Annotated in this window: 18 protein-coding genes and 1 other RNA gene; 18 read left to right on the top strand and 1 reads right to left on the bottom strand. The window is 63.8% G+C overall.

The genetic code is table 11. From position 1 onward, the window contains the following. Positions 1-25: 25 nt before the first annotated feature. The 11 genes from dnaB (at position 26) to ACMNAY_RS08170 (ending at position 14,008) form a co-directional block, all read left to right on the top strand. Positions 26-1,429 carry a replicative DNA helicase gene (gene dnaB / locus ACMNAY_RS08220; protein ID WP_418719059.1) on the top strand — a complete coding sequence of 468 codons (1,404 nt, stop codon included), beginning with the start codon at positions 26-28 and terminating at the stop codon, positions 1,427-1,429. Next, positions 1,416-2,777 carry a tRNA lysidine(34) synthetase TilS gene (gene tilS / locus ACMNAY_RS08215; protein WP_418719058.1) on the top strand — a complete coding sequence of 454 codons (1,362 nt, stop codon included), beginning with the start codon at positions 1,416-1,418 and terminating at the stop codon, positions 2,775-2,777. Before dnaB ends, tilS begins: the two co-directional genes overlap by 14 nt. After that, a complete protein-coding gene (hpt, locus tag ACMNAY_RS08210) occupies positions 2,774-3,319 on the top strand; it encodes a hypoxanthine phosphoribosyltransferase (RefSeq protein ID WP_394968654.1) in 546 nt (181 codons plus the stop codon). Before tilS ends, hpt begins: the two co-directional genes overlap by 4 nt. A gap of 161 nt (positions 3,320-3,480) precedes the next feature. Next, on the top strand, positions 3,481-5,499 hold the full coding sequence (gene ftsH, locus ACMNAY_RS08205; protein WP_418719073.1) for an ATP-dependent zinc metalloprotease FtsH: 2,019 nt from the start codon (positions 3,481-3,483) through the stop codon (positions 5,497-5,499). Positions 5,500-5,538: 39 nt separating this feature from the next. After that, a complete protein-coding gene (locus ACMNAY_RS08200; protein WP_418719057.1) occupies positions 5,539-6,507 on the top strand; it encodes a hypothetical protein in 969 nt (322 codons plus the stop codon). 155 nt (positions 6,508-6,662) lie between these two features. Next, a complete protein-coding gene (locus ACMNAY_RS08195; RefSeq protein ID WP_418719056.1) occupies positions 6,663-8,642 on the top strand; it encodes a DNA gyrase/topoisomerase IV subunit B in 1,980 nt (659 codons plus the stop codon). A gap of 23 nt (positions 8,643-8,665) precedes the next feature. Beyond that, complete coding sequence (locus ACMNAY_RS08190; protein WP_394975948.1) at positions 8,666-10,915, top strand: DNA gyrase subunit A; 2,250 nt, start codon at positions 8,666-8,668, stop codon at positions 10,913-10,915. Positions 10,916-11,016: 101 nt separating this feature from the next. Then, on the top strand, positions 11,017-11,262 hold the full coding sequence (gene secG / locus ACMNAY_RS08185; protein WP_394968404.1) for a preprotein translocase subunit SecG: 246 nt from the start codon (positions 11,017-11,019) through the stop codon (positions 11,260-11,262). Between the two features lie 79 nt (positions 11,263-11,341). Further along, on the top strand, positions 11,342-13,417 hold the full coding sequence (locus ACMNAY_RS08180; protein WP_418719055.1) for a ribonuclease R family protein: 2,076 nt from the start codon (positions 11,342-11,344) through the stop codon (positions 13,415-13,417). Positions 13,418-13,472: 55 nt separating this feature from the next. Continuing rightward, positions 13,473-13,745 (top strand): hypothetical protein, encoded by a 273-nt coding sequence (locus ACMNAY_RS08175; RefSeq protein WP_394975950.1) that lies wholly within the window; start codon positions 13,473-13,475, stop codon positions 13,743-13,745. Continuing rightward, complete coding sequence (locus ACMNAY_RS08170; RefSeq protein ID WP_394975951.1) at positions 13,742-14,008, top strand: pro-sigmaK processing inhibitor BofA family protein; 267 nt, start codon at positions 13,742-13,744, stop codon at positions 14,006-14,008. Before ACMNAY_RS08175 ends, ACMNAY_RS08170 begins: the two co-directional genes overlap by 4 nt. A 46-nt stretch (positions 14,009-14,054) precedes the next feature. On the opposite strand, the gene rnpB is transcribed toward ACMNAY_RS08170, so the two are convergent. Continuing rightward, positions 14,055-14,393: RNase P RNA component class A (gene rnpB / locus ACMNAY_RS08165), an RNA gene on the bottom strand. A gap of 166 nt (positions 14,394-14,559) precedes the next feature. Here rnpB and gdhA point away from each other — a divergent pair. From gdhA to ACMNAY_RS08130, 7 genes are all read left to right on the top strand, one after another. After that, positions 14,560-15,909 (top strand): NADP-specific glutamate dehydrogenase, encoded by a 1,350-nt coding sequence (gene gdhA / locus ACMNAY_RS08160; protein WP_394975952.1) that lies wholly within the window; start codon positions 14,560-14,562, stop codon positions 15,907-15,909. A 172-nt stretch (positions 15,910-16,081) separates the two neighbouring features. Continuing rightward, positions 16,082-16,960 (top strand): RluA family pseudouridine synthase, encoded by an 879-nt coding sequence (locus ACMNAY_RS08155; RefSeq protein WP_394975953.1) that lies wholly within the window; start codon positions 16,082-16,084, stop codon positions 16,958-16,960. A gap of 127 nt (positions 16,961-17,087) precedes the next feature. Then, positions 17,088-18,935 (top strand): peptidoglycan DD-metalloendopeptidase family protein, encoded by a 1,848-nt coding sequence (locus ACMNAY_RS08150; RefSeq protein WP_418719054.1) that lies wholly within the window; start codon positions 17,088-17,090, stop codon positions 18,933-18,935. A 235-nt stretch (positions 18,936-19,170) separates the two neighbouring features. Further along, a complete protein-coding gene (locus ACMNAY_RS08145; protein ID WP_418719053.1) occupies positions 19,171-20,454 on the top strand; it encodes a UDP-N-acetylglucosamine 1-carboxyvinyltransferase in 1,284 nt (427 codons plus the stop codon). Between the two features lie 74 nt (positions 20,455-20,528). Next, positions 20,529-21,317, top strand: coding sequence for an MBL fold metallo-hydrolase (locus tag ACMNAY_RS08140; protein WP_394968396.1), 789 nt, complete (start codon positions 20,529-20,531; stop codon positions 21,315-21,317). 3 nt (positions 21,318-21,320) lie between these two features. Continuing rightward, the gene (locus tag ACMNAY_RS08135; RefSeq protein WP_418719052.1) at positions 21,321-21,806 is read left to right on the top strand and encodes a 23S rRNA (pseudouridine(1915)-N(3))-methyltransferase RlmH; all 486 of its coding nucleotides are present in this window, start codon (positions 21,321-21,323) and stop codon (positions 21,804-21,806) included. A gap of 28 nt (positions 21,807-21,834) precedes the next feature. Beyond that, a complete protein-coding gene (locus ACMNAY_RS08130) occupies positions 21,835-22,827 on the top strand; it encodes a WG repeat-containing protein (protein WP_418719051.1) in 993 nt (330 codons plus the stop codon). Positions 22,828-23,011: the final 184 nt, after the last annotated feature.

Raw genomic sequence — 23,011 nt, 5'->3', positions numbered from 1 at the left:
AGGGCGGGGCAGGGGATGAGGTTTCATGCAGGATTTTACTTCCATTGATCTTGAATCGCTGGGCGTCGCAAAGCCTTACAGCATGGAGGCCGAGCAGTCGGTGCTGGGCGCCGCGCTGCTGGAGAGCGAGTCCGTTCTGCCGGAGCTGGTGGAATCCTTGCGCCCGGAGATGTTCTATGCACGCCAGAACGGCGAAATTTTCTCCGAGATGGTGCGGCTGTTCACCACCGGCGAGCGGGTGGACCTGGTCACCCTGCTGGACGCGGTGGTGGCCGCCGGCGTGTTCGAAAGCCCCGACGCCGCCAAGGTCTACCTTGCGCGGCTGGGCGAGACCGTGCCCAGCATCAGCAATGTGGGGGCCTACGCCCGCATCGTGCAGGAGAAGTATGTCGCCCGGCAGGTGCTGGAGGTGGCCCAGAGCATCCTGCAGCAGAGCGGCGAGGCGCCCAGCGCCGACCTGCTTCTGGAAAGCGCCGAGCAGAAGCTCTATGAAATTCGCTCCAGCCGGGAGCAGAACAGCCTCACCAAGCTCTCCGCCGCGCTGGTGGAGACGCTGGGCACCCTGCAGAAGATCACCGGCCCGGACAAATCCAAATACGCCGGTATCCCCACCGGGTTTACTTATCTGGACACCCTGCTCACCGGCCTCGGCCGCTCGGACCTCATCATCCTGGCGGCCCGTCCCGGCATGGGCAAGACCAGCTTCGCGCTGAACATCGCCACCAACGTGGCAAAAAAGCAGCGGGTGCCGGTGGCCATCTTCAGCCTGGAGATGAGCAAGGAGCAGCTGACCAACCGCATCCTCTCCGCCGAGGCCGGCGTGGACAGCCACGCTTTCCGCTCCGGCGCGCTGGGCGACTCTGAGTGGGACGATCTGGCCCATGCATCGGAAATTCTCCACGACGTGCCCATCTACATGGACGACACCTCCGGCATCACCATCCCCGAGGTCAAGGCCAAAATTCGCCGGGTCAACCAGGACCCCTCCCGTCCGCCCATCGGCCTGGTGGTCATCGACTACCTCCAGCTGATGACCAGCGGCAAGCGCACCGAGAACCGCGTGCAGGAGATCAGCGACATCACCCGAAACCTCAAGATCATGGCCAAAGAGCTGAACGTGCCGGTCATCGCGCTGAGCCAGCTGTCCCGTGCGGCGGAAAAGTCCAGCGGCCGGTCGGACCACCGGCCCCAGCTTTCCGACCTGCGAGACTCCGGCTCCATCGAGCAGGACGCCGATATCGTTCTGTTCCTGTACCGCGAGGGCTACTACACCTCCATGACCGGCCAGAGCCTGGAGGACTCCGACGCCTCCACGGCCGAGTGCATCATCGCAAAGAACCGTCACGGCGAGACCGGCAAGGTGGACCTTGCCTGGGACGGCGCCCACACCCGGTTCATGAACGTGGACTACAACCATGGAACGATTTGAAGACAGGGTGCTGGCAGCCTGCAAAGGGCTGCTGGCCCCGAAAGACAGGGTCATTGCGGCGGTCTCTGGCGGGGCCGACTCCATGGCCCTGTTGCAGTTTCTGCTGGACTATCAAGACCTGCTGGACGTGAGCGTGGAGGCGGCCCATGTGGACCACCGTATGCGCCCCGATTCCGGCCGGGACGCCGCCTTTGTGGCGCGCTTTTGCCGGGAGAGGGGAGTGCCCCTCCATTCCTTCGCCGCCGCCGGGCAGCAGACCGGCCGCAGTGAGGAGTGGGGCCGGCAGCTGCGCTACGGCTTTTTCGAAACGCTGGCAGGCCCCGGCGTGAAAATTGCCACCGCCCACACCCTCTCCGACCAGGCGGAAACGCTGCTGTTGCGCCTTGCCCGGGGGGCCGGGGTGCAGGGCGCGGCGGGTATCCCCGCGGTGCGGGGGTGCTTTGTGCGGCCCATGCTGGAGGTGACCAAGGCCGAGGCCGAAGACTTCTGCCGCCGGCGGGGCGTGGAGTGGGTCATCGACGAGAGCAACTTTTCCGACGATTACGCCCGCAACCGGCTGCGCCATCACGCCATGCCCGCCATCGAGGCGGCCTGCCCCGGGGCCGAGGCGGCCTTTGGAGAATTCTGCGCCCGCATGGGGGAACTAGCGCAATATTTGCGGGCCAGAGGGGAACACTTGCTGGTGAGCGCCGCCGCCGGGCCGGATGCCTGGCGTCTGGAAACGCTGGCCGCAGCTCCCGCCGTGGAGCGTGCGGAGGCCTTCCGCCTTCTGGTGGAGGCCGAGCGCCCGCTGCGAAAGGGGGACATCCCGCTGCTGGAAGCGCTTCTGGCCCGGGGAACGGGAGCGGTGCAGCTCACCAACAGCGCGGCGCTGGCCGCGGGCGGCGGGCTTTTGGAACGCCGCCGCTTCACCCGGAAAACACACTTCGCCCCGGTGGCCGCCGAACCCGGCGAATACCGCCTTCCCGGCGGCTTTGGGCTGCGTCTGCGGCTGCTGGAAGGGGACGAATGTGAAGAAACTATAAAATTTGCCAAAACAGCGAAAAAACCATTCGACAATTACGCAGATTATGATAAAATAAGCAGTAGCCTTTGTCTGCGCACGCGCCTGCCGGGGGATATGTTCCGGCCCGGGGGGCGGAATGTGGACAAAACGCTGAAAAAACTGTTCAACGAAAAAAAGGTGCCCGCTTCCCGGCGGGACGCGCTGCCGCTGCTGGCGGCGGGCAGCCGGGTGGTGTGGCTCTGGGGCGAGGGCTTTGCCCACGGCCTGCGGCCGGACGAAGCCACCCGGCGCCTGCTGGTGGTCCAGCCCCTTGACCTTGAACATAGGGAGGAAAAACAATGAGCCAGAGAGACGACATCCTCAAGGTGCTGCTCAGCGAGGAGCAGCTGAAAGAAAAATGCGCCGAAATGGGCGCGCAGATCACCAAGGACTACGCCGGCAAGAACCTGCTGCTGGTCACGGTGCTGAAAGGGGCCGTGGTGTACATGGCGGACCTGATGCGCTGCATCGACCTGCCCTGCGCCATCGACTTCATGGTGGTCTCCAGCTACGGCAGCGGCACCAAGACCACCGGCGTGGTGAAGATCGTGAAAGACCTGGACCAGGACCTCTCCGGCAAGGACATCCTCATCGTGGAGGACATTCTGGATTCCGGCATGACCCTTTCCTACCTCAAGGGCCTGCTCCAGAGCCGCAACCCCGCCAGCATCCGCATCGCCACCCTGCTGGATAAGCCCAGCCGCCGCAAGGTGGATTTGAAGGCTGACTATGTGGGCTTTGAGGTGCCGGACGAGTTCGTGGTGGGCTACGGCCTGGACTTCGACGAAGAGTACCGCAACCTGCCCTTCGTGGGTGTGCTCAAGCCCCACGTCTACGGCGGCTGACCGAAAAATGAAATGCACGGGGAGCGTCCCCGTGGATAGGAGATGAGTTTTTGCAGCACCGACCAAAATTCAACGGCGTCTACATCGCCGTGCTGCTGGCGCTGGCCCTGCTGGCGTTCAACCTGTGGAGCACCTTTTCCAACGTTTCCACCGGAACGAGCATGCCTTATTCCAAGGTGGTGGATTACTTCGAGGCCAATCAGGTGGTTGGCTTTGAGATGGACCTGAACACCGGCAACCTGCGCCTGGCCCTCAAAGAGGGCGAAGTGCCCCTGCCGGACGGGGTCAAGGAGGCCGCCGCGGAGGAACAGGCCCTCAACACCACCCAGGGCCTGCTCAGCGCCATGATGGGCGGCCAGCAGGCTGCCCAGGACATCCTTCCCTCGGGTGAGGGCATCTACCACATCACCTACCGGCTGCCCTACCCGGGCATGTTCGTGAACTATGTGCAGGATTACATCGACCAGTACAACGAGGCGAACCCCGATTCGCCCATGGTCTATGACTACATCGCTGCCCGGGCGGAGGTGCCCTGGTTCGACATCCTGCTGATGGTCATGCTGGTGGGCAGCATGGTGTTCGTGTTCTACACCATGTACCGAGGCAGCCAGGGCGGCGGCATCATGAACGTGGGCCGCGCCAAGGTCAAGGACCAGACCGAGGACAAGCGCAAGACCACCTTTGCCGATGTGGCCGGCGCGGACGAAGAGAAGAACGAACTGGAAGAGATCGTCCAGTTCCTGAAAAACCCCAGCCAGTTCAACAGCCTGGGCGCCCGCATCCCCCACGGCGTGCTGCTGGTGGGCCCTCCGGGCACCGGCAAAACCCTGCTGGCCCGGGCCTGCGCCGGTGAGGCGGGTGTGCCCTTCTACTCCATCTCCGGTTCCGACTTTGTGGAGATGTATGTGGGCGTGGGCGCCTCCCGTGTGCGCGATCTGTTCGACAAAGCGAAAAAGACCGCCCCCAGCATCATCTTCATCGATGAGATCGACGCCGTGGGCCGCCAGCGCGGCACCGGCCTCGGCGGCGGACACGACGAGCGCGAGCAGACCTTGAACCAGATGCTGGTGGAGATGGACGGCTTCGGCGCAAACGAGGGCGTCATCGTCATCGCCGCCACCAACCGCGCCGACATCCTGGACCACGCCCTGCTGCGCCCCGGCCGTTTTGACCGCCAGGTATATGTGGGCCTGCCGGACGTGAAGGGCCGCGAGGAGATCTTGAAGGTGCACACCCGCCACAAGCCCCTCGCCCCCGACGTGAACCTCAAGACCATCGCCCGCACCACCGTGGGCTTCTCCGGCGCTGACCTGGAAAACCTGGTGAACGAGGCAGCCCTTCTGGCTGCCCGCCGGGGCAAGAAGGCCATCACCGAGCAGGAGATCGAGGAGGCCAGCATCAAGGTGGTGGCCGGCCCCGAGAAGAAGAGCCGCGTGGTCACCGAGAAGGAAAAGCGCCTCACTGCCTACCACGAGGCGGGCCACGCCATCACCCACTACTACTGCAAGACCGCCGACCCGGTGCATGAAATTTCCATCATCCCCCGCGGCATGGCCGGCGGCTACACCATGAGCCTGCCCGAGAAGGACCAGAGCTACGTCACCAAGACCCAGATGCAGGAGCAGATCGTTACCCTGCTGGGCGGCCGCGTGGCCGAGCTGCTGGTGTTGGACGACATCTCCACCGGCGCTTCCAACGATCTGGAGCGGGCCACCAAGACTGCCCGTGCCATGGTCACCCGCTACGGCTTCTCCGAGCGGATGGGCCCGGTGGTCTACGGCTCCGACCCCGGCGAGACCTTCCTTGGCCGCGACTTTGCCCAGGGCAAGGGCTATTCCGAGACCATCGCCGCCGAGATCGACAGCGAGATCCGCGACATCGTGGACGAGGCTTTCGAGACCGCCCGCCGTATGCTCACCGACCACCGCGACCAGCTGGAAGTGGTGGCCCAGGCGCTGATGCGCCGGGAGAAGCTCAGCGGCGAGGAGTTCAAGACCCTGATGGAGGGCGGCCAGCTGGCGGAGAGCGAGACCAAACCCGCCGAGCCTGCCCCCGCCGAGACGCCCGCCGCGCCCGAAGCGCCCGCTGCGCCCCAGCCCGCCGAGGCTGCCGAGCCCGCGCAGCCCGCCGAACCCGCACAGACCGCGGACCCGGCCCCCGAGGACGAACCCCGGAACTGACCGGCCCCCGCGCAACGGTATGGAAAGGAGCGATCCTTCATGGAAGAAAATTTTGACCTGTTGGCCCAGTCCCGTGCCAACTACTTCACCAAGGGCAGCCCGGTGCAGTTCGTCAAGGTGGAGCTGCTGAAGGGCGACGTGAGCGGCGACATCGCCGTCTGCCTGTCCTTCAAGAACATCTCCGCCGCGCCTCTGGCCCAGCTGCAGATCACCTTCAAATGCAAGGACCGCAGCGGCGCTGTGGTCTGCCAGGACCAGTTCCTCTACGAAGGGCTGAACGCCGCCCACGGCGAGGTCTTCGGCGCGGACGACGCGGTGTATATCAGCTCGTCGCCCATCGGCAGCGTGGAGGTGGAGCTGGGCACGGCTCGCTTCGCCGACGGCCGAACCCTGGACCTCACCAGTTATCCCCGCGTGCGCCTGGCGCCGCCCAAAAAGCTGCCCGCCGAACTGGCGGAAAAGCTCTGTGAGCGCACCCGCAAAGAGGGGCTGACCGTGGTGCCCCAGGTGCTGGACGAAGGCTGGTATTGTGCCTGCGGCGCCTTCCATCCCCGCGAGGAGGACGGCGTGTGGTGCAGCGAGTGCGGCTCCGACCGCATCCTGCTGCAGAACACCCTGTCCAGCTTGCTGCAGGGCGGCAGCACCGCCCCTGCCACCGATGACGAGCCCACCCGCATGGTGCCGCCCGTCCGCCAGGAGGAGCCCACCCGCACCGTGCCGCCGGTCTCGCCGCGCCCCGCGCCCGCCGCGCCGGTGGACGAGGAGGACGAGGACGTGATCATCGCCCCGCCCCGCCGCAGCGCCCGCCCTGCCGCTCAGCCCTACGCGGCCCAGCGGCAGGCCTCCCGCAGCCAGTACCACGCCCGGGAACAGTACGCCGGGCAGTACGACGAGCCGGAGGAGGACCCCCGTGATATCATTGCCGAGCGCATCATCCGCTGGGCGCCTCCCATCACCGCCGTGCTTTGCGCGGCCATCGCCGCCGTGGGCTTCCTGCTCACCCTGTAACGACGCAAGTCGGCCGCGGCCCTGCCAGAACGGCGGGGCCGCGGCCTATTCCATCCCTTGACATTTGGTGTTGGGGCGTGGTTAAATAAATCTGTATGCAAAAAATATAGACGAACGACCCCTGCTCCGTGCCGGGGCAAAGAGGAGAGAACGATTTGGCAAAGAAACAGGAATACTCAAACGAGAGCATCGTCAGCCTCAAAGGCGCGGACCGTGTGCGCAAGCGTCCTGCGGTCATCTTTGGCTCCGACGGGGTGGAGGGCTGTGCCCACGCCATCTTTGAGATCCTCTCCAACTCCATCGACGAGGCCCGGGAGGGCTACGGTACCCGCATCACCCTCACCCGCTTCAAGGACGGCAGCATTCAGGTGGAGGATGGCGGCCGCGGCATCCCCGTGGATTACAACGCCAAGGAGCAGCGCTACAACTGGGAGCTGGTCTTCTGTGAGATGTACGCCGGCGGCAAATACACCGCGGGCGAGGACAACTACGAATATTCCCTGGGCCTGAACGGCCTGGGCCTTTGCGCCACCCAGTACGCCAGCGAGTGGATGACCGCCGACGTTTGGCGCGACGGCTTCCATTACCACATCGACTTCAAAAAAGGCGAGCCGGTGGGCGATTTGAAAAAGGAGCCCGCCACCCGCCGCAAGACCGGCACCACCATCCGCTGGAAGCCGGACGCCGAGGTGTTCACCGACGTGAACGTGCCCGCCGCCTACTTCCTGGACACCATGAAGCGGCAGGCGGTGGTGAACGCGGGCCTGGAGCTGGTTCTGGTGGACGAGACCGGCCCGGAAAAGACCACCACCACCTTCTGCTACCAGAAGGGCATCGAGGACTATGTGAATGAGATCGCCGGGCTGGACGGTCTGACCCCGGTGGTGTACTGCGAGTCCACCGCCATGGCCCGGGACCGGGAGGACCAGCCGGAATACAAGGTCAAGATGAGCGCGGCCTTCTGTTTCTCCAACAAGACCCAGCTGCTGGAATACTATCATAACTCCAGCTGGCTGGAGCACGGCGGCAGCCCCGACCGGGCCGTTCGCACCGCTTTTGTGAACCAGATCGACGCCTTTCTGAAGAACAAGGGCCTGTACAAAAAGGGCGAGAGCAAAATCACCTTCGCCGACGTGCAGGACTGCCTCATCTACGTCTCCAACAGCTTCTCCACCCGCACCAGCTACGAGAACCAGACCAAAAAGGCCATCACCAACAAGGGCGTTGCCCAGGTGATGACCGAGTTTCTGAAGCACAACCTGGAGGTCTATTTCCTGGAAAAGCCCGACGAGGCCCAGAAACTCTGTCAGCAGGTGCTCATCAACAAGCAGAGCCGCGAGCACGCGGAAAAGACCCGCCAGTCCATCAAAAAGACCATGGTCAGCCAGATGGACATCGCCAACCGGGTGCAGAAGTTCGTGGACTGCCGCACCAAGGACCCCGCCCGCCGCGAGCTGTACATCGTGGAGGGCGACTCCGCCATGGGCGCGGTCAAGACCAGCCGCGACTCGGAGTATCAGGCCATCATGCCGGTGCGGGGCAAGATTCTGAACTGCCTCAAGGCGGATTACGACCGCATCTTCAAGAGCGAGATCATCACCGACCTTATCAAGGTGCTGGGCTGCGGCGTGGAGCTGGGCGGCAAGAGCAAAAAGGACCTTGCCACCTTCAATCTGGACAACCTGCGCTTCAACAAGGTGGTCATCTGCACCGATGCCGACGTGGACGGCTACCAGATCCGCACCCTCATCCTCACCATGATCTACCGGCTGGTGCCCACCCTCATCAAGGAGGGCTACGTCTACATCGCCGAAAGCCCCCTGTACGAGATCAACACCAAAGCCCGCACCTACTTCGCCTACACCGAGCCGGAGAAGACCAGCATCCTCACCCGCATCGGCGAGAAGGAGAAGTACACCATCCAGCGCTCCACGGGCCTTGGCGAAAACGACCCCGAGATGATGTGGCTCACCACCATGAACCCGGAGAGCCGCCGCCTCATCAAGGTGGAGCCGGAGGACGCCGAGCGCACCGCCGCCGTGTTTGATCTGCTGCTGGGCGACAACCTTGCCGGCCGCAAGGAGCACATCGCCGAGCACGGGGCCGAGTATCTGGACGACCTGGACCTCTCCTGAGGGCCGATTTGTGAGGTAAGAGAATGGCAAAGAAACAGACGAAAAAATCAGCGCCCGCCCGGCCTCAGCTGGGCGATAACGTAGAAATTCCCGGCGCCGGTGTGGTGGTGCGCACGCCCATCACCGAAACGCTGGAACAGAACTACATGCCCTACGCCATGAGCGTCATCGTCAGCCGCGCGCTGCCGGAAATTGACGGCTTCAAGCCCGCCCACCGCAAGCTGCTCTACACCATGTATGGCATGGGCCTGCTCAAGGGCGCCCGCACCAAGAGCGCCAACATCGTGGGCAGCACCATGCACCTGAACCCCCACGGCGACGCCGCCATCTACGATACCATGGTGCGCATGGGCCGGGGCAACGAGAGCCTGCTGATGCCCTTTGTGGACTCCAAGGGCAACTTCGGCAAGGCCTACAGCCGGGACATGGCCTGCGCCGCCAGCCGATACACCGAGGCGAAACTGGAACCGGTGTGCGAGGAGCTTTTCCGCGACATTGACAAGGACACGGTGGAGTTCGTCCCCAACTACGACGGCACCACCACCGAGCCCACCCTGCTGCCGGTGACCTTCCCCACTATCCTGGCCAACAACACCCTGGGCATCGCCGTGGGCATGGCCTCCAACATCTGCTCCTTCAACCTCAGCGAGCTGTGCGACACCACCGTCGCCTTGATGAAGGACGAGAGCCACGACCTGCTCACCACACTGCCCGCGCCGGACTTTGTGGGCGGCGGCGAAATTCTTTATAACGAGGACGAGCTGCGCAAGATCTACGAGACCGGCCGGGGCAGCGTGCGGGTGCGCGCCATCTGGGACTACGAAAAAGACGGCAACATGATCGAGATCACCCGCATCCCGCCCACCACCACCGTGGAGGCGGTGATGGACAAAATTGCCGAGCTGGTGAAGGGCGGCAAGGTCAAGGAGATCAGCGACATGCGCGACGAGACCGATTTGAACGGTCTCAAACTCACCATCGACTTAAAGCGCGGCCAGGACCCGGAAAAGCTGATGCAGAAGCTCTTCCGCCTCACCCCGCTGGAGGACAGCTTCGCCTGCAACTTCAACGTGCTGGTGGGCGGTCAGCCCAAGGTGATGGGCGTGCGGGAAATCCTCACCGAGTGGGTGGCCTTCCGCGCCGAGTGCGTGCGCCGGCGCACCTTCTTTGACCTCAAGGGCAAGGAAAAGCGGATGCACCTGCTGAAAGGTCTCGAGGCCATCCTGCTGGACATCGACAAGGCCATCTCCATCGTCCGTGAGACGGAGGAAGAGGAAGAAGTGGTCCCCAACCTGATGATCGGCTTCGGCATCGACCAGGTGCAGGCGGAGTATGTGGCGGAGATCAAGCTGCGCCACCTCAACCGGGAATACATCCTCAAGCGCACCAAAGAGATTGAGGAGCTGGCGGCGGAGATCGAGCGCCTGGGCGACATTCTCAAGAGCCCGGCCAAAATTCGCCGCATCATCATGGAGGAGCTTTCCGCCGTGTCCAAAAAGTACGGCCAGCCCCGCCGCTGCCCCATCCTCTACGACGCCCCCGAAGCCGAGGAGGCCGTGGAGGAGGACACCATGCCGGATTATCCCGTCACCGTGTTCTTCACCCGTGAGGGCTATTTCAAGAAAATTACTCCCCAGTCTCTGCGCATGAGCAGCGAGCAGAAGCTGAAGGAAGGGGACGAGGTCAGCTGGCAGTGCGAGACCCACAACACCGCCTGGCTGCTCTTCTTCACCAACCGGCACCAGGTCTACAAGTGCCGCGCCGGCGACTTTGCCGACACCAAGGCCAGCGTTCTGGGCGACTTCGTGGCCGTCAAGCTGGGCATGGAGGAAGAGGAGACTCCCATCTTCCTGGCGGTCACCGACGACTACAAGGGCCACATGCTCTTCTTCTTCGCCAACGGCAAGTGCGCCCGGGTGCCCCTTTCCAGTTACGCCACCAAGCAGAACCGCAAAAAGCTCCTCAACGCCTACAGCGACAAGGAGCCTCTGGCGGCCATGCTCCAGCTCCCCGAAAGCGAGGAACTGGCGGTGCGCACCAGCGCCGGACGCCTTCTGCTGGTGCACTCCACCCAGATCAGCGAAAAGGCCACCCGCGACTCGGCGGGCGTGTCGGTCATCACCTTGAAGAAGAACCAGACCATCGAGAGCGTCAAGCCCGCCTCTTCCATGGAGCTGGCCAACCCCCATCGCTACCGGGTGCGCACCCTGCCCGCCGCCGGCGCGCTGCTGCGGGAGGAAGATGTGGCCGAGCAGCTGCAGCTCACCCTCTAAAACCGGCCGCGGCCCAAGAATTTCCTTGCATTTTGCCGGGTCTTGTGCTATGATGTTCATTGCATAAAAGCGTGTATCAAAAGCTAAGGAGCGTTTACACTATGAGTATTATCGAGATCGTTTGCGGCGTCGTGCTGATGCTGGTGGCTGTGGCCATCATCTACCTCACCCTGGCGCAGGAGTCCAAGGGCAAGGGCCTGTCCGGCGCGATCATGGGCGAGGGCGGCATGATGGAAGCGGGCCGCACCCGCCGCAAGGATGTGAAGCTGGCCAAGGCCACCCGCATCCTGGGCGTTGTGTTCCTGGTGGTCATCCTGCTGGTGAGCATCGTCAGCGTGATGGAGTAAATCCGCATCTTCAAGGGGGTTCGCAGACGGCGGGCCCCCTTTTTGTCGATTGCCCCACAGGGGGCACGGGGGAGAGTATATGTCCATTCGATCAAAAGTGCTGCGGGAGCTGGAAAAACGGCCCCGCCGCCTGGGAGAACTCAAAAGCATGCTGGGCAACGATAAAAAGGTCCAGCGGGCGGTGGAAGAACTGGTGGAGAGAGGGCGCGTGCTGCGCAAAAACGGCGTGCTGCTGGTGGCAAAAAGCGGCCTTGCCGAGTCCGCTCTGCCCTGCAAACTGGTCAAGCTGGGGGAGAACTTTGCTTTTGCCGCCCAGGCCGACGGGCCGGATATCTTTATCCCCGGCCGGGGCCTGAATGGCGCCATGCCCGGCGACGGTGTGCTGGTGAAGCTGTTTGACAAGCCCCGGGTGCCCGGCAGCCTGGAAGGCGAGGTGGTGGCCGTCACCGAGCCCCGCGATACCTTTGTGGGCGTTGTGGTGGCCGAGAACGGCAAGCTGTTCCTCTCGCCGGACGACTGCCCCTTCCTGCGTTTGCAGATCAAAAAGAGCGCCGCCGGCGGCGTGCGCGCGGGCGATAAGGCGGCGGTGGAGCTGCTGGAGCGGGGCGCCGGCTACGCCGACCACCGCGCGGGCGTGGCCATGCGTTTCGGCAGCGCCGACAAGGCCCGCCAGTGCGTGCGGGCGCTGCTCTATGCAGCGGGCCGCACCCGCCAGTTCCCCGACAAGGTGAAAGCGGAGGCCCGGGCGCTGACCGAGCCCGGCCCGGCGGACTTCAAAAAGCGGCTGGATCTGCGGGCCGAGCCGATCTTCACCATCGACTCCGCCGAGACCAAGGACATCGACGACGCCATCAGCATCTCCGCCAGCGCCGACGGCTGGCAGCTGGGAGTGCACATCGCCGATGTGAGCCACTATGTGCGGGCCGGCTCCGCCCTGGACAAGGAGGCGCTGGAGCGGGGCACGTCGGTCTACTTTGCCGACAGCGTCATCCCCATGCTGCCCCGGCAGCTGTCCAATGGGGTGTGCAGCCTCAACGAGGGCGTCGACCGTCTGGCCTTCAGCTGCATCATGCAGCTGGACGCCGCCGGCGCCATCAAGAATTTCCGCTTTGAAAAAACCGTCATCCGCAGCCGGGTGAAGGGCGTCTATTCCGAGATCAACGCCCTGCTGGCGGGCGCCGGCGACGAGGCTCTGGTGGAAAAGTATGCCCCGGTGGCGTCCCAGCTGCCGGTGATGGTCCAGCTCTACCAGCGTCTGGACGCGGCCCGCAAGGCCCGGGGCTGCATCGACATCGAATCCGACGAGGCAAAGCTTTTGCTGGACGAGGAAGGCCGCTGCATCGGCCTGGAAAAGCGGCAGCGGGGCCTTTCCGAGCGGATGATCGAGGAGTTCATGCTGTTGGCCAACCAGTGCGCGGCAAAGCTTGCCCGCAGCCATCAGCTGCCCTTTGTCTACCGGGTGCACGAGAGCCCCGACGCCGAAAAGACCGAGCGCCTGAAGGATCTGTTGCACATCGCGGGCCTGAACGCGGATTTCAAGGGCGAAGCGCCCACCGTGGCGGAGCTTGCCGCCATTCTGGACGCCACCCGCGGCCAGCCTCTGGAGCGGGCGGTGCACATGGGCGTGCTGCGCAGCATGGCCAAGGCCTGCTACGAGCCGTCGCCCAAGGGCCACTTCGGCCTGGCGCTGCAGGACTATGCTCATTTTACCAGCCCCATCCGCCGTTATCCGGACCTGGCCATCCACCGCATCCTCAGCGAGTTCTGCGCCGGGGTCAGCGGCCGGGAGCTGGAAAGCCGCTACACCGATTTCGCGGCCATTGCCAGCCAGCAGTCCAGCGCCGCCGAGGTGGCGGCCATGCAGCTGGAGCGCAGCGCCGACAGCTGCTATAAGGCGGAATATATGGCAGCCCATTTGGGCGAGACCTTCCCGGGCCGGGTGTCCGGCGTGAGCCGCCACGGCTTCTTTGTGGAGCTGGAAAACACCGCCGAAGGCTTTGTGAACGCCGACACTCTGGGCGGCGAGCCGGAGCTGGTGGAGGGCTTAAGCCTGCGTGCGTGCGGCCGCCGCTGGCAGCTGGGCGACGAAGTGCTGGTGAAGGCCGTGGGGGCCGACGTGGCCCTGGGCCGGGTGGATTTTCAGCTGGCGGAATAAGCGCGGGAATATTTGCCTAAACTGGTGGCATAAACCTTTTTTGAAGGAAAGGGGAGTGCACACCATGGGCCTTGCGCTTTTGTTTGCAAAGTCCGCCCCCGCGCGGCCTGAACTTGCTGCCCTGCGGCCGCCCTGCCGCGGACCGGAGCAGCTGGAGCAGGACCTGCGGGACTGTATGGCGGAGATGCGCCAGAACCAGATCTTGTTCGACCTTGAAACGGAGCCGGAACTCATCGACCAGCGCATCTTTGAGTATCAGGCCATCCAGAGCCGCTACCGCTATCTGCAGCGGCAGGCCCGGGCCGCGGGGCTGCGGGCCATCCTGTGAGTGGGGCGCCCTGGCCGGTGTGGGCCCTTGCCGCCGCGGTGCTGCTGGCGGTGGGCCTTGCCGCGGCGCGGCACCGGCGGCCCGCGGCGTCCGGCCTCGCCGGCGCGGTGGCGGGCGTGGCGGCCCTGGGGGCTGTGAACGTGCTGGCCCCCTTCACCGGCGTGGGCCTTGCCCTCAACTGGTTCACCTCCTTCATGGCGGTGGTGCTGGGGGTACCGGGGGTCATCTGGCTTTTGTTCATGCGAATTTTGCTGCGGACATAACACCAAAAAGGGCGTTCCCTTTCGCAGGGAACGCCCTTTTTGGTGGAAAACGACCGGACCGTAAGCCGGGTTCTGTATTAAACGGCAATCTATCTTGACCTTGCGTTGCCGCAAGGCTCACGCCACCTCCGGGGCGCGCGGGGAGCGCATATGCCCCATACGGGTGTTGCTTCTGGTAGGGTTTACATAGCCGCAAAGTCGCCAGTGCGCTGGTGAGCTCTTACCTCGCCTTTCCATCCTTACCGCGAAAAACGCGGCGGTCTATTTCTGTTGCACTATCCCTGGGGTCGCCCCCGGCTGCCGTTAGCAGTTACCATTCCCCTGTGAAGCCCGGACTTTCCTCAGAGCGAACGCAATGCCGCCCCGCTGCCGTATGTTCCACTCGTTTTCCTGCAGGGTATTGTAACACAAACCGCGCCCGGCCGCAAGTTTTTTGCGCGCGGCGCGCCGTCTCGGCGGAATTTTTTCTTGCAATGCGGCAAAAGCGGCTTTATAATGACACTATAGGCCGCTAAAGCGGCAGAGGGAAAGTATAGAAAGGGGTTTTATCCATGTTGAAAAACGAGTATCTGGCCCGTGTGTACGCCCAGGTGGAGCAGCGCAATCCCGGCGAGAAGGAGTTCTTGCAGGCAGTGCGCGAGGTTCTGGAGAGCCTGCAGGTCATCTGCGAAAAACACCCCGAATATGAAAAGAACGGTGTGCTGGAGCGCATCGTGGAGCCCGAGCGCTTCATCCAGTTCCGCGTGTCCTGGGTGGACGACGCCGGCAAGGTGCAGGTGAACCGCGGTTACCGCGTCCAGTTCAACAGCGCCATCGGCCCCTACAAGGGCGGCCTGCGCCTGCATCCCAGCGTGAACGCCTCGGTCATCAAGTTCCTGGGCTTCGAGCAGGTGTTTAAAAACAGCCTCACCGGCCTGCCCATGGGCGGCGGCAAGGGCGGCAGCGACTTTGATCCCAAGGGCAAGAGCGACGGCGAGATCATGCGCTTCTGCCAGAGCTTCATGACCGAACTGAGCAAGCACATCGGCCAGTTCACCGACGTGCCCGCCGGCGACATCGGCGTGGGCGCGCGGGAGATCGGCTATCTCTTCGGCCAGTATAAGCGTCTGCGCAACGAGTTCACCGGTGTGCTCACCGGCAAGGGCCTCAAGTGGGGCGGCAGCCTGGTGCGCACCGAGGCCACCGGCTACGGCCTGTGCTACTTCACCCAGGAGGCCCTGGCCTGCATGAAGAACGACAGCTTCGAGGGCAAGACCGTGGTCGTCTCCGGCAGCGGCAACGTGGCCATCTACGCCTGCGAGAAGGCCACCCAGCTGGGCGGCAAGGTGGTCGCCATGAGCGACTCCTCCGGCTATGTCTACGACCCGGAGGGCATCGACCTCGACCTGATGAAGGAGGTCAAGGAAGTGCGCCGCGCCCGCATCGTGGAGTACGCCAACGCCCGTCCCAGCGCTACCTTCACCGCAGGCTGCTCCGGCATCTGGACCATCCCCTGCGACATCGCCCTGCCCTGCGCCACCCAGAACGAGCTGGACGGCGAGAGCGCCAAGGCCTTGATCGCCAATGGCTGCAAGGTGGTCTGCGAGGGCGCCAATATGCCCAGCACCCCCGAGGCCATCGAGGCCTTCCTGGCTGCCGGTGTGCTGTACGGCCCTGCCAAGGCGGCCAACGCCGGCGGCGTTGCCACCAGCGGCCTGGAAATGAGCCAGAACAGCCTGCGCCTGTCCTGGACCTTCGACGAGGTGGACGCCCGTCTGAAGGATATCATGAAGGGCATCTTTCATGCCGCCTACGCAGCCTCCAAGGAGTGCGGCGTGGAGGGCAATCTGATGGTGGGCGCCAATGTGGCCGGTTTCCTGAAGGTGGCCGACGCCATGGTGGCCCAGGGCATCGCCTACTGATCCTGAACGCAATGTGAACTTTGAGCGCCGCCTGCCGGTTTTTCGGCGGGCGGCGCTTTTTCCATGGGCTGGAAAAGCCCACAGCAAATGGACGGTTTGGGGCGGTTGCGCGTCGGCGGCTTTTGTGCTAAAATGTAAAAGTACGTCACATGGTAAAAGGGGAGGTGGGCGTATGCCGCAGCATCCGCCCGCGGAACTTGCCTTTCGGGTGGACGCCGCCTTCGACGGCTACGCCCTGCGGGACTTCCTTGCGAGAATGGGCGTGTCGGCGGGGCTTGCCCGCCAGGTCAAGCGGGCCGACGGCTTTTTTGCCGACGGCAACCCTTTGCGCACCTGCGACCGGGTGGCCGCGGGCATGACCGTGCATTTTGCCCTTCCGCCCGAACCGCCCACCACCGTGGCGGCGGAGGACATCCCTCTGCGCATCCTGTACGAGAGCGACCACGCCGTGGCGCTGGACAAGCCCGCCGGCATGGCGGTGCATCCCACGCTGAACTACGCCGGCGGTACGCTGGCCAATGCCTGGATGGGCCTTTTGGCAGCGCGGGGCGAGACGGGGGTGTTCCGCCCGGTGAACCGCATCGACTGCAACACCTCCGGCCTTGTGCTCTGCGCAAAGAACGCCTTTGCCGCGCCGCTGCTGGCCGAAAGCGCCGAAAAGTGGTATCTGGCGCTGGTGGAGGGCACTCCGCCGGAAGAAAAGGGCGTCATCGACGCGCCCATCGCCCGGGCGCCGGGCAGCATCATCCTGCGCTGTGTCAGTGCCGAGGGCAAACCCAGCCTCACCGAATATGAAGTGGTGCGCCGCTGCGGCGCCCACACGCAGGTCAAAGCCCGCACCATCACCGGGCGCACCCATCAGTTGCGGGTGCATTTTGCCCACTTGGGCTGCCCGCTGGCGGGAGACGACCTCTACGGAGGAAGCCGGGAACACATCGGCCGCCACGCGCTGCACTGCGCCTGCATCCGCTTTGCAGAACCCGCTTCGGGCGAGACGGTGCAGGTGGAAAGCCCGCTGCCGCCGGACATGGCCGCGCTGGCACAAATGTGACGGGGATTTGAAAATCCTGTGAAAAACCGCGCCTTGCGCTTGTCCCTATGCGGGAAAAAAGCGTAAAATAAAAGGTGAACACGCGCCCCGCGTGTGTATCCGCTGCTAGAAAGGAGGAGACAGAGCCATGGCGATCAAAGAAAAAACGCCGCCGGACGAGCAGCAGCTGGAAGGCGGCGCCGCGCCGGAACAGGCGGCTGAAACCGCCGAAACGGCCCCTGTGAAGGAAAAGAAAAAGCACAGGGCGGCTCCGCCTCCCAGAGTGAAAAAAGCACTGGACCCCCTGGTGACAAAGGCAAAACAGAAACCGCAGACCGCGGTGCTGGGCCAGTTTTTGTACGATGTGGGCTTCTGGGCCGAATACACGGTGCTCCGCGCCGGACGCCGCCTGCGCAGCTTCGGCGCGCTGGTGCGCGGCGGAGCGTGCGCCGTCGGCCAGATCATCAAAGACACTGTCGGCAAAAGCCTGCTCAACGCCTGGCGTGAGCTGTCGGCCCCCTTTGTCCGCCTGCGGAACGGCTTCAAGAACATCTTCGCCCTTGTGCGGGAAGAGAAAAAGACCGTGGGTACCGCCAAGGCGGTGGGGGAGGGCCTGGCCTACTTTGGCCGGGGCGTGCGCCGCTATGCGCCGCTGATCCGTCCGTCCTTTGCCTATGTGCTGCCCGTGCTGGCTCTGGGACTTTTCGTCTATGTGGTAAACACCGTCCTGGGTTATAATTACGTCCTGGCGGTGGAGGTCAACGGCAAGGTCGTTGGTCATGTGCAAAGCGAACAGGTGTTCGACGCGGCCACCGCCGAGCTGACCCAGCGTATCGACGCGCTGGGCGACGAGGACCGGGAGTTCACCATCACCCCCACCTACTCTCTGGACGTTTCCGACACGCTGATGGACGAGGCCCAGATGGCCAACGTTCTGCTGCAGGAGTCCAGCGACGAGATCCAGGAGGCCACCGCCATCTATATTGACGGCGAACTGCTGGCTGTCACCACCGAGGGCGAGGCGCTCCACGAGTTCATCGACAGCCTCAAGGCTCCCTATGAGGACCCGAACAACCCCAACCTGCGGGTGGAATTCACCAAGGATGTGGAACTGCAGGACGGCAACCTCTACTTCACCGACTCCCTCACCAATCTTCAGAGCATCATTGATACGCTCACCGGCGAGGAACAGGGCCAGGTGACCTACACCGTGCAGCAGGGCGATATGCCCGGCACCGTTGCCAGTAAGTTTGGCATGTCGGTGAGCCAGCTGCAGGCCCAGAACCCGCAGCAGGATATCCTCAAGGACTTCTTTGTGGGCGACGTGCTCACCATCAGCCAGGCAATGCCCTATCTGGAGGTCAAGCGCATCATCACCCGCACCGAGCAGGAGACGATCCCCTACGACACCGTCACCACCGACTCCGCGGACCTGCCCTTCGATACATACAAGATCGAGCAGGAGGGCGAGGAAGGCCTGGACGAGGTAGTCTATGAGGACACCTACTACGGCGATTCCAACACTCCCGAAACGGTGGAAATCAGCCGCACCACTCTGAAGGAACCTGTCACCCGCGTGCGCCTGCGGGGCACCAAGCTGGCCAACGGCATGGTGGTCTCCGGCACCAACGGCACCTGGGTGTGGCCGGTGCCCAACTACAAGGGCGTCAGCCGCTGGATGAGCGCCAGCCACAAGGGCGTGGACATCCGCGCCAACTACGGCGCCTCCATCATCGCCTCCGACGGCGGTGTGGTCACCACCGCGGGCTGGCATTACAGCTACGGCAACTACATCATCATCAACCACGGCGGCGGACGGCAGACGCTCTATGCGCACTGCAGCAGCCTGGCGGTGCATGTGGGCCAGGCGGTGAGCCAGGGCCAGGTCATCGGCTATGTGGGCTCCACCGGCAACTCCACCGGTAACCACTGCCATTTCGAGATGTTCGAAAACGGCGTGCGTGTCAGCGCCTACAAGTACTTTGCCGGCATGTAACACACCAATAAGGCAGCCGCCCTTCCTCCCAAGCGGAGGAAGGGCGGCTTTTTTGCGAAAAAAGGCGAAAAAACAGGGGCCGGCATTGTGACTTTTGAGCATAGAAGTTACAAATTCGGCAAATACTACCCCTAAGGGTTCCCTTTTTGCGCCGTTCGGTGTATAATGTAACAGTTACAGTGCCCGGCACGGCTCGATTCGGGCCTGCAAGTGTGCCTATGCGGAGGTCATCCAGTTGGAGAAATTTGTTATAAACGGGGGCAAACCCCTCATCGGTGAAGTATCTGTCAGCGGCGCCAAAAACGCCGCGGTGGCCATCCTGCCCGCCACCATTCTTGCGGCGGACAAATGCGTCATCGAAAATCTGCCCGACATCAGCGACGTGGCGGTGTCGCTGCAGATCCTCAGCGCTCTGGGCGCGAAGATCCGCATGCTGACCAAAAACAGCTATGAGATCGACACCAGCCACATTACCGCCACCCAGGTACCGGACGAGCTGAGCCGCCAGATGCGCGCCAGCTATTATTTCCTGGGCGCGCTGCTGGGCCGTTTCGGCTCCGGCAAGGTGGCCATGCCCGGCGGATGCAATCTGGGCCCGCGTCCCATCGACCAGCACCTGAAGGCCTTCTGCGCCCTGGGCGCGCAGGATTCGGTGGAGTACGGCATGATCGAGGTGTCCGGCCAGCCGCTGGTGGGCGCCCATGTGTTCTTCGACACCGTCTCGGTGGGCGCCACCATGAACGCCATGCTCAGTGCCGTGCTGGCCGAGGGCCAGACCGTGCTGGAGAACGTGGCCAAGGAGCCTCACATCGTTGACCTGGCCAACTTCCTCAACATGATGGGCGCCGACGTGCGCGGCGCAGGCACCGACGTCATCAAGATCCGGGGCCGCAAGGCGCTCCACGGCTGCACCTACTCCATCATCCCCGACCAGATCGAGGCGGGCAGCTATATGGTGGCGGCGGCCATCACCGGCGGCAACGTGCTCATCAAAAACGTCATTCCCAAGCATCTTGAGCCCATCACCGCAAAGATGGAGCTGGCGGGCGTCATCATCGAGGAGTACGATGACGCTGTGCGCGTGGTGCGCACCGGCGACATCCTGCCGCTGAAGATCAAGACCATGCCCCATCCGGGCTTCCCCACCGATATGCAGCCCCTGATGACGGTGCTGCTCACTCTGGCCCGGGGCACCTCCATCATCACCGAGGGTATCTGGGAGAACCGCTTCCGCTATGTGGATGAGCTGGTGCGTATGGGCGCCAACATCCAGGTGGACGGCCAGGTGGCGGTGATCGAGGGCGTGCCCGAGCTGCAGCCCGCGCCGCTGCGCGCTTCCGACCTGCGGGCCGGCGCCGCGCTGGTCATGGCCGCGCTGGCCGCCAAGGGCACCAGCGAGATCGACGAGATCAACCACATCGAGCGGGGCTACGAGGACCTTGTGGAGAAGCTGCAGGGCCTCGGCGCGGACATCCGGCGGGTGGAGAAATCCGTGTCGGTGCTGCCCCAGGCGCTTTAAAAAAAGAGATACCGGGGCTGTGGCGCAAGGCGTACACAGCCCCTTTCTGATACTTATTAGAACGAGAGGTTCCCATGGCTTTCTTCACATCTCTGTATTCCGGCTCCTCGGGCAACTGCTCGGTGGTGCGCTGCGGCGACGAATATCTGCTCATCGACATGGGCAAGAGCTGCCGCGTCACTCTGAACGCCCTCAAGGCGTTGGGCCTTTCGGTAAGCGGTATGCGCGGGGTGCTGGTGACCCATGAACACAGCGACCACATTGCAGGTCTCAACGTCTTTCTGAAGCACTACAGCGTGCCGGTCTACGGCAGCGCCGCCACCCTCGACCATCTGGACGGGATGGGCGTTACCCCGCCGGGGGCGGAGCTCATCGCCATCGAGGGACGGTCGGAGCCGGTGGGCGGTTTTTCCGTCTCTGCCTTTCCCACCAGCCACGACGTGCCCTGCTGCGGCTTTCGCATCGCCGCGCCGGACGGCTCGGTCATGGCCATCGCCACCGACCTGGGCTGCCTCACCGACCCGGTGCATGCTGCCCTGTCCGGGGCGAACCTGGTGGCGCTGGAGGCCAACTACGACCTGCACAGCCTGCGCTACGGCAGCTACCCCTATTACTTAAAGCGGCGCATCGAGTCGCCCCGCGGCCATCTGGACAACAACGAGTGCGCCGCCAAGATCCTGGAACTGGTGCAGCAGGGCTGCCAGAAGTTCGCCCTGTGCCATCTCAGCCGGGAGAACAACACCCCCGACCTGGCCCTGGGCGCGGTGCGCAGCGCGCTGGTGGCGGCGGGCGTTACCCCCGGCCCCGGCGTGCGGGTGCAGGCTCAGAAACGCTCGGAACCCAGCGAATGGATGGAGTTTTGAAAAATGCAGAGGATCGACCTTATCTGTGTGGGAAAGCTGAACGCCGCTTTTTGCGCCGAGGGCGTGGCGGAGTATCAGAAACGGCTCAAGGGCCTGTGTGAGTTCCGCATCATCGAGCTGCCGGAAGTGACCGTCAGCGAGAAGAACGCCGGACCCGCCGTCATCGAAAAGGCGCTGGAGAAGGAGGGCAAAGCCATCCTTGCCAGCGTGCGCAAGGGCGCGGCCATCGCCGCCCTCTGTGTGGAGGGAAAACTGGTCAGCAGCGAAGACCTGGCCGAACTCATCGCCCGCCAGGCGGTGGGCGGGGCAGGGGACATGGCCTTTGTCATCGGCTCCTCCCACGGCCTTTCGCCCGAGGTGAAGCAGGCCGCGGCCCACCGCATCAGTCTTGGCCGCATCACCCTGCCTCACCAGCTGGCGCGGCTGGTGCTCACGGAGCAGATCTACCGCGCTTTTTCCATCAACAACCACGGCAAATACCACAAATGATTGTCTGACGCAAAGGAGGTTTGCAACCATGAAAAAAGTTCTTGCCCTGTGTCTTGCCGCCGCCCTCACACTGAGCCTCGCGGCCTGCGGGAAGGCGGAGTCTGAAAGCTACCCGGTGGAGGTGGTGGGCCCCGAGCGCACCAGCGCCCCCGCGCCCACCAGTGATCCCTCGGCCAGCCAGACGCCCCAGCCCGGCTGGGTGGTGGCGCCCCGCACCGACATCGAGATCGTCGAAAGCCTGGCTGACCATGAAAAGCCCCAGACCACGCAGCTTGCCCAGCAGGATCAGCTTGCCTTCTTCACTCAGGACGGCAAGACCGGCGTGATCGACCTGGAGGGCACGGTGCGCATCCCCGCCGAGAAGAACGTGCACTGGTGCGGCGTGTGCGGCATCACCAACGCCGACGAGAGCGAGATCTACGAGCAGGACGGCACCGTCGTGGGCGTGGGCGGGCATGGCTCCGCCTCCGGCGACGTCTATTACGACACCAACAGCGGCACCGTCTATCTGGAGGACTTCAACTGGCTGGTGAGCTGGGACAAGGTGCAGGTGAGCACCAACCAGCCCTTCATCGCCAAGGCTGTGGCCATCACCCCCAAGGAGGGCGCCGGCGGCCCGGAGGATACTTATATTGACGGCACCGACACCGCCGTGATCATTGGCGAAGTGCAGGGCGAGATCATCATCCTGCCCGGCGGCCAGCCGCTGGATAAGGTGGTCTACGAGGAGGTGCGCAGCGCTTCCGAGGGGCTGTTCGCCGCCAAGATGGCGGGCCTGTGGGGCTTTGTGAACGCGGCAACCGGCGAACAGGCCGTGCCTTTTGTCTACAAAGAGGTCCGTCCCTTCAACGAGGGCCTGGCCGCGGTGCGCACCGATACCGGCTGGGGTTTTGTGAACACCGCCGGCAGCGAGAAAACGGTGATGACCTTTGAAAATGCCCAGTCCGCTTCGGGCGGCAAGGCATGGGTCAAGACCGCGGAAGGCTGGGGCGCGGCTCAGCTCAGCGACTGGACCGGCTGAAAGAAATAAAAAAGCCGCCCGCCGGGTGATCCCGGCGGGCGGCGCTTTTTTGTATATCGAAAACCACTCGCTAGGCGAGTGGTTCAAAAGAAGACTAATGTCGATAATGGGAAAAGAAAAACTCCCTTTGCTATACTGGGAGTGCGGTCTGCCAACTGCACAAGCAAGCAAAGGGAGGTCATTC

Source organism: Candidatus Allofournierella merdipullorum, from assembly GCF_048426865.1.
Classification (GTDB): domain Bacteria; phylum Bacillota; class Clostridia; order Oscillospirales; family Ruminococcaceae; genus Allofournierella_A; species Allofournierella_A merdipullorum.
The sequence above is the reverse complement of the archived record's forward strand: the minus strand, read 5'-3'. Positions and strand labels throughout refer to the sequence as shown.

Coding starts and splice junctions, on each gene's coding strand:
- dnaB (WP_418719059.1), top strand. CDS start 26: ATGCAGGATTTTACTTCCATTGATCTTGAATCGCTGGGCGTCGCAAAG.
- tilS (WP_418719058.1), top strand. CDS start 1,416: ATGGAACGATTTGAAGACAGGGTGCTGGCAGCCTGCAAAGGGCTGCTG.
- hpt (WP_394968654.1), top strand. CDS start 2,774: ATGAGCCAGAGAGACGACATCCTCAAGGTGCTGCTCAGCGAGGAGCAG.
- ftsH (WP_418719073.1), top strand. CDS start 3,481: ATGCCTTATTCCAAGGTGGTGGATTACTTCGAGGCCAATCAGGTGGTT.
- ACMNAY_RS08200 (WP_418719057.1), top strand. CDS start 5,539: ATGGAAGAAAATTTTGACCTGTTGGCCCAGTCCCGTGCCAACTACTTC.
- ACMNAY_RS08190 (WP_394975948.1), top strand. CDS start 8,666: ATGGCAAAGAAACAGACGAAAAAATCAGCGCCCGCCCGGCCTCAGCTG.
- secG (WP_394968404.1), top strand. CDS start 11,017: ATGAGTATTATCGAGATCGTTTGCGGCGTCGTGCTGATGCTGGTGGCT.
- ACMNAY_RS08180 (WP_418719055.1), top strand. CDS start 11,342: ATGTCCATTCGATCAAAAGTGCTGCGGGAGCTGGAAAAACGGCCCCGC.
- gdhA (WP_394975952.1), top strand. CDS start 14,560: ATGTTGAAAAACGAGTATCTGGCCCGTGTGTACGCCCAGGTGGAGCAG.
- ACMNAY_RS08155 (WP_394975953.1), top strand. CDS start 16,082: ATGCCGCAGCATCCGCCCGCGGAACTTGCCTTTCGGGTGGACGCCGCC.
- ACMNAY_RS08150 (WP_418719054.1), top strand. CDS start 17,088: ATGGCGATCAAAGAAAAAACGCCGCCGGACGAGCAGCAGCTGGAAGGC.
- ACMNAY_RS08140 (WP_394968396.1), top strand. CDS start 20,529: ATGGCTTTCTTCACATCTCTGTATTCCGGCTCCTCGGGCAACTGCTCG.
- ACMNAY_RS08135 (WP_418719052.1), top strand. CDS start 21,321: ATGCAGAGGATCGACCTTATCTGTGTGGGAAAGCTGAACGCCGCTTTT.
- ACMNAY_RS08130 (WP_418719051.1), top strand. CDS start 21,835: ATGAAAAAAGTTCTTGCCCTGTGTCTTGCCGCCGCCCTCACACTGAGC.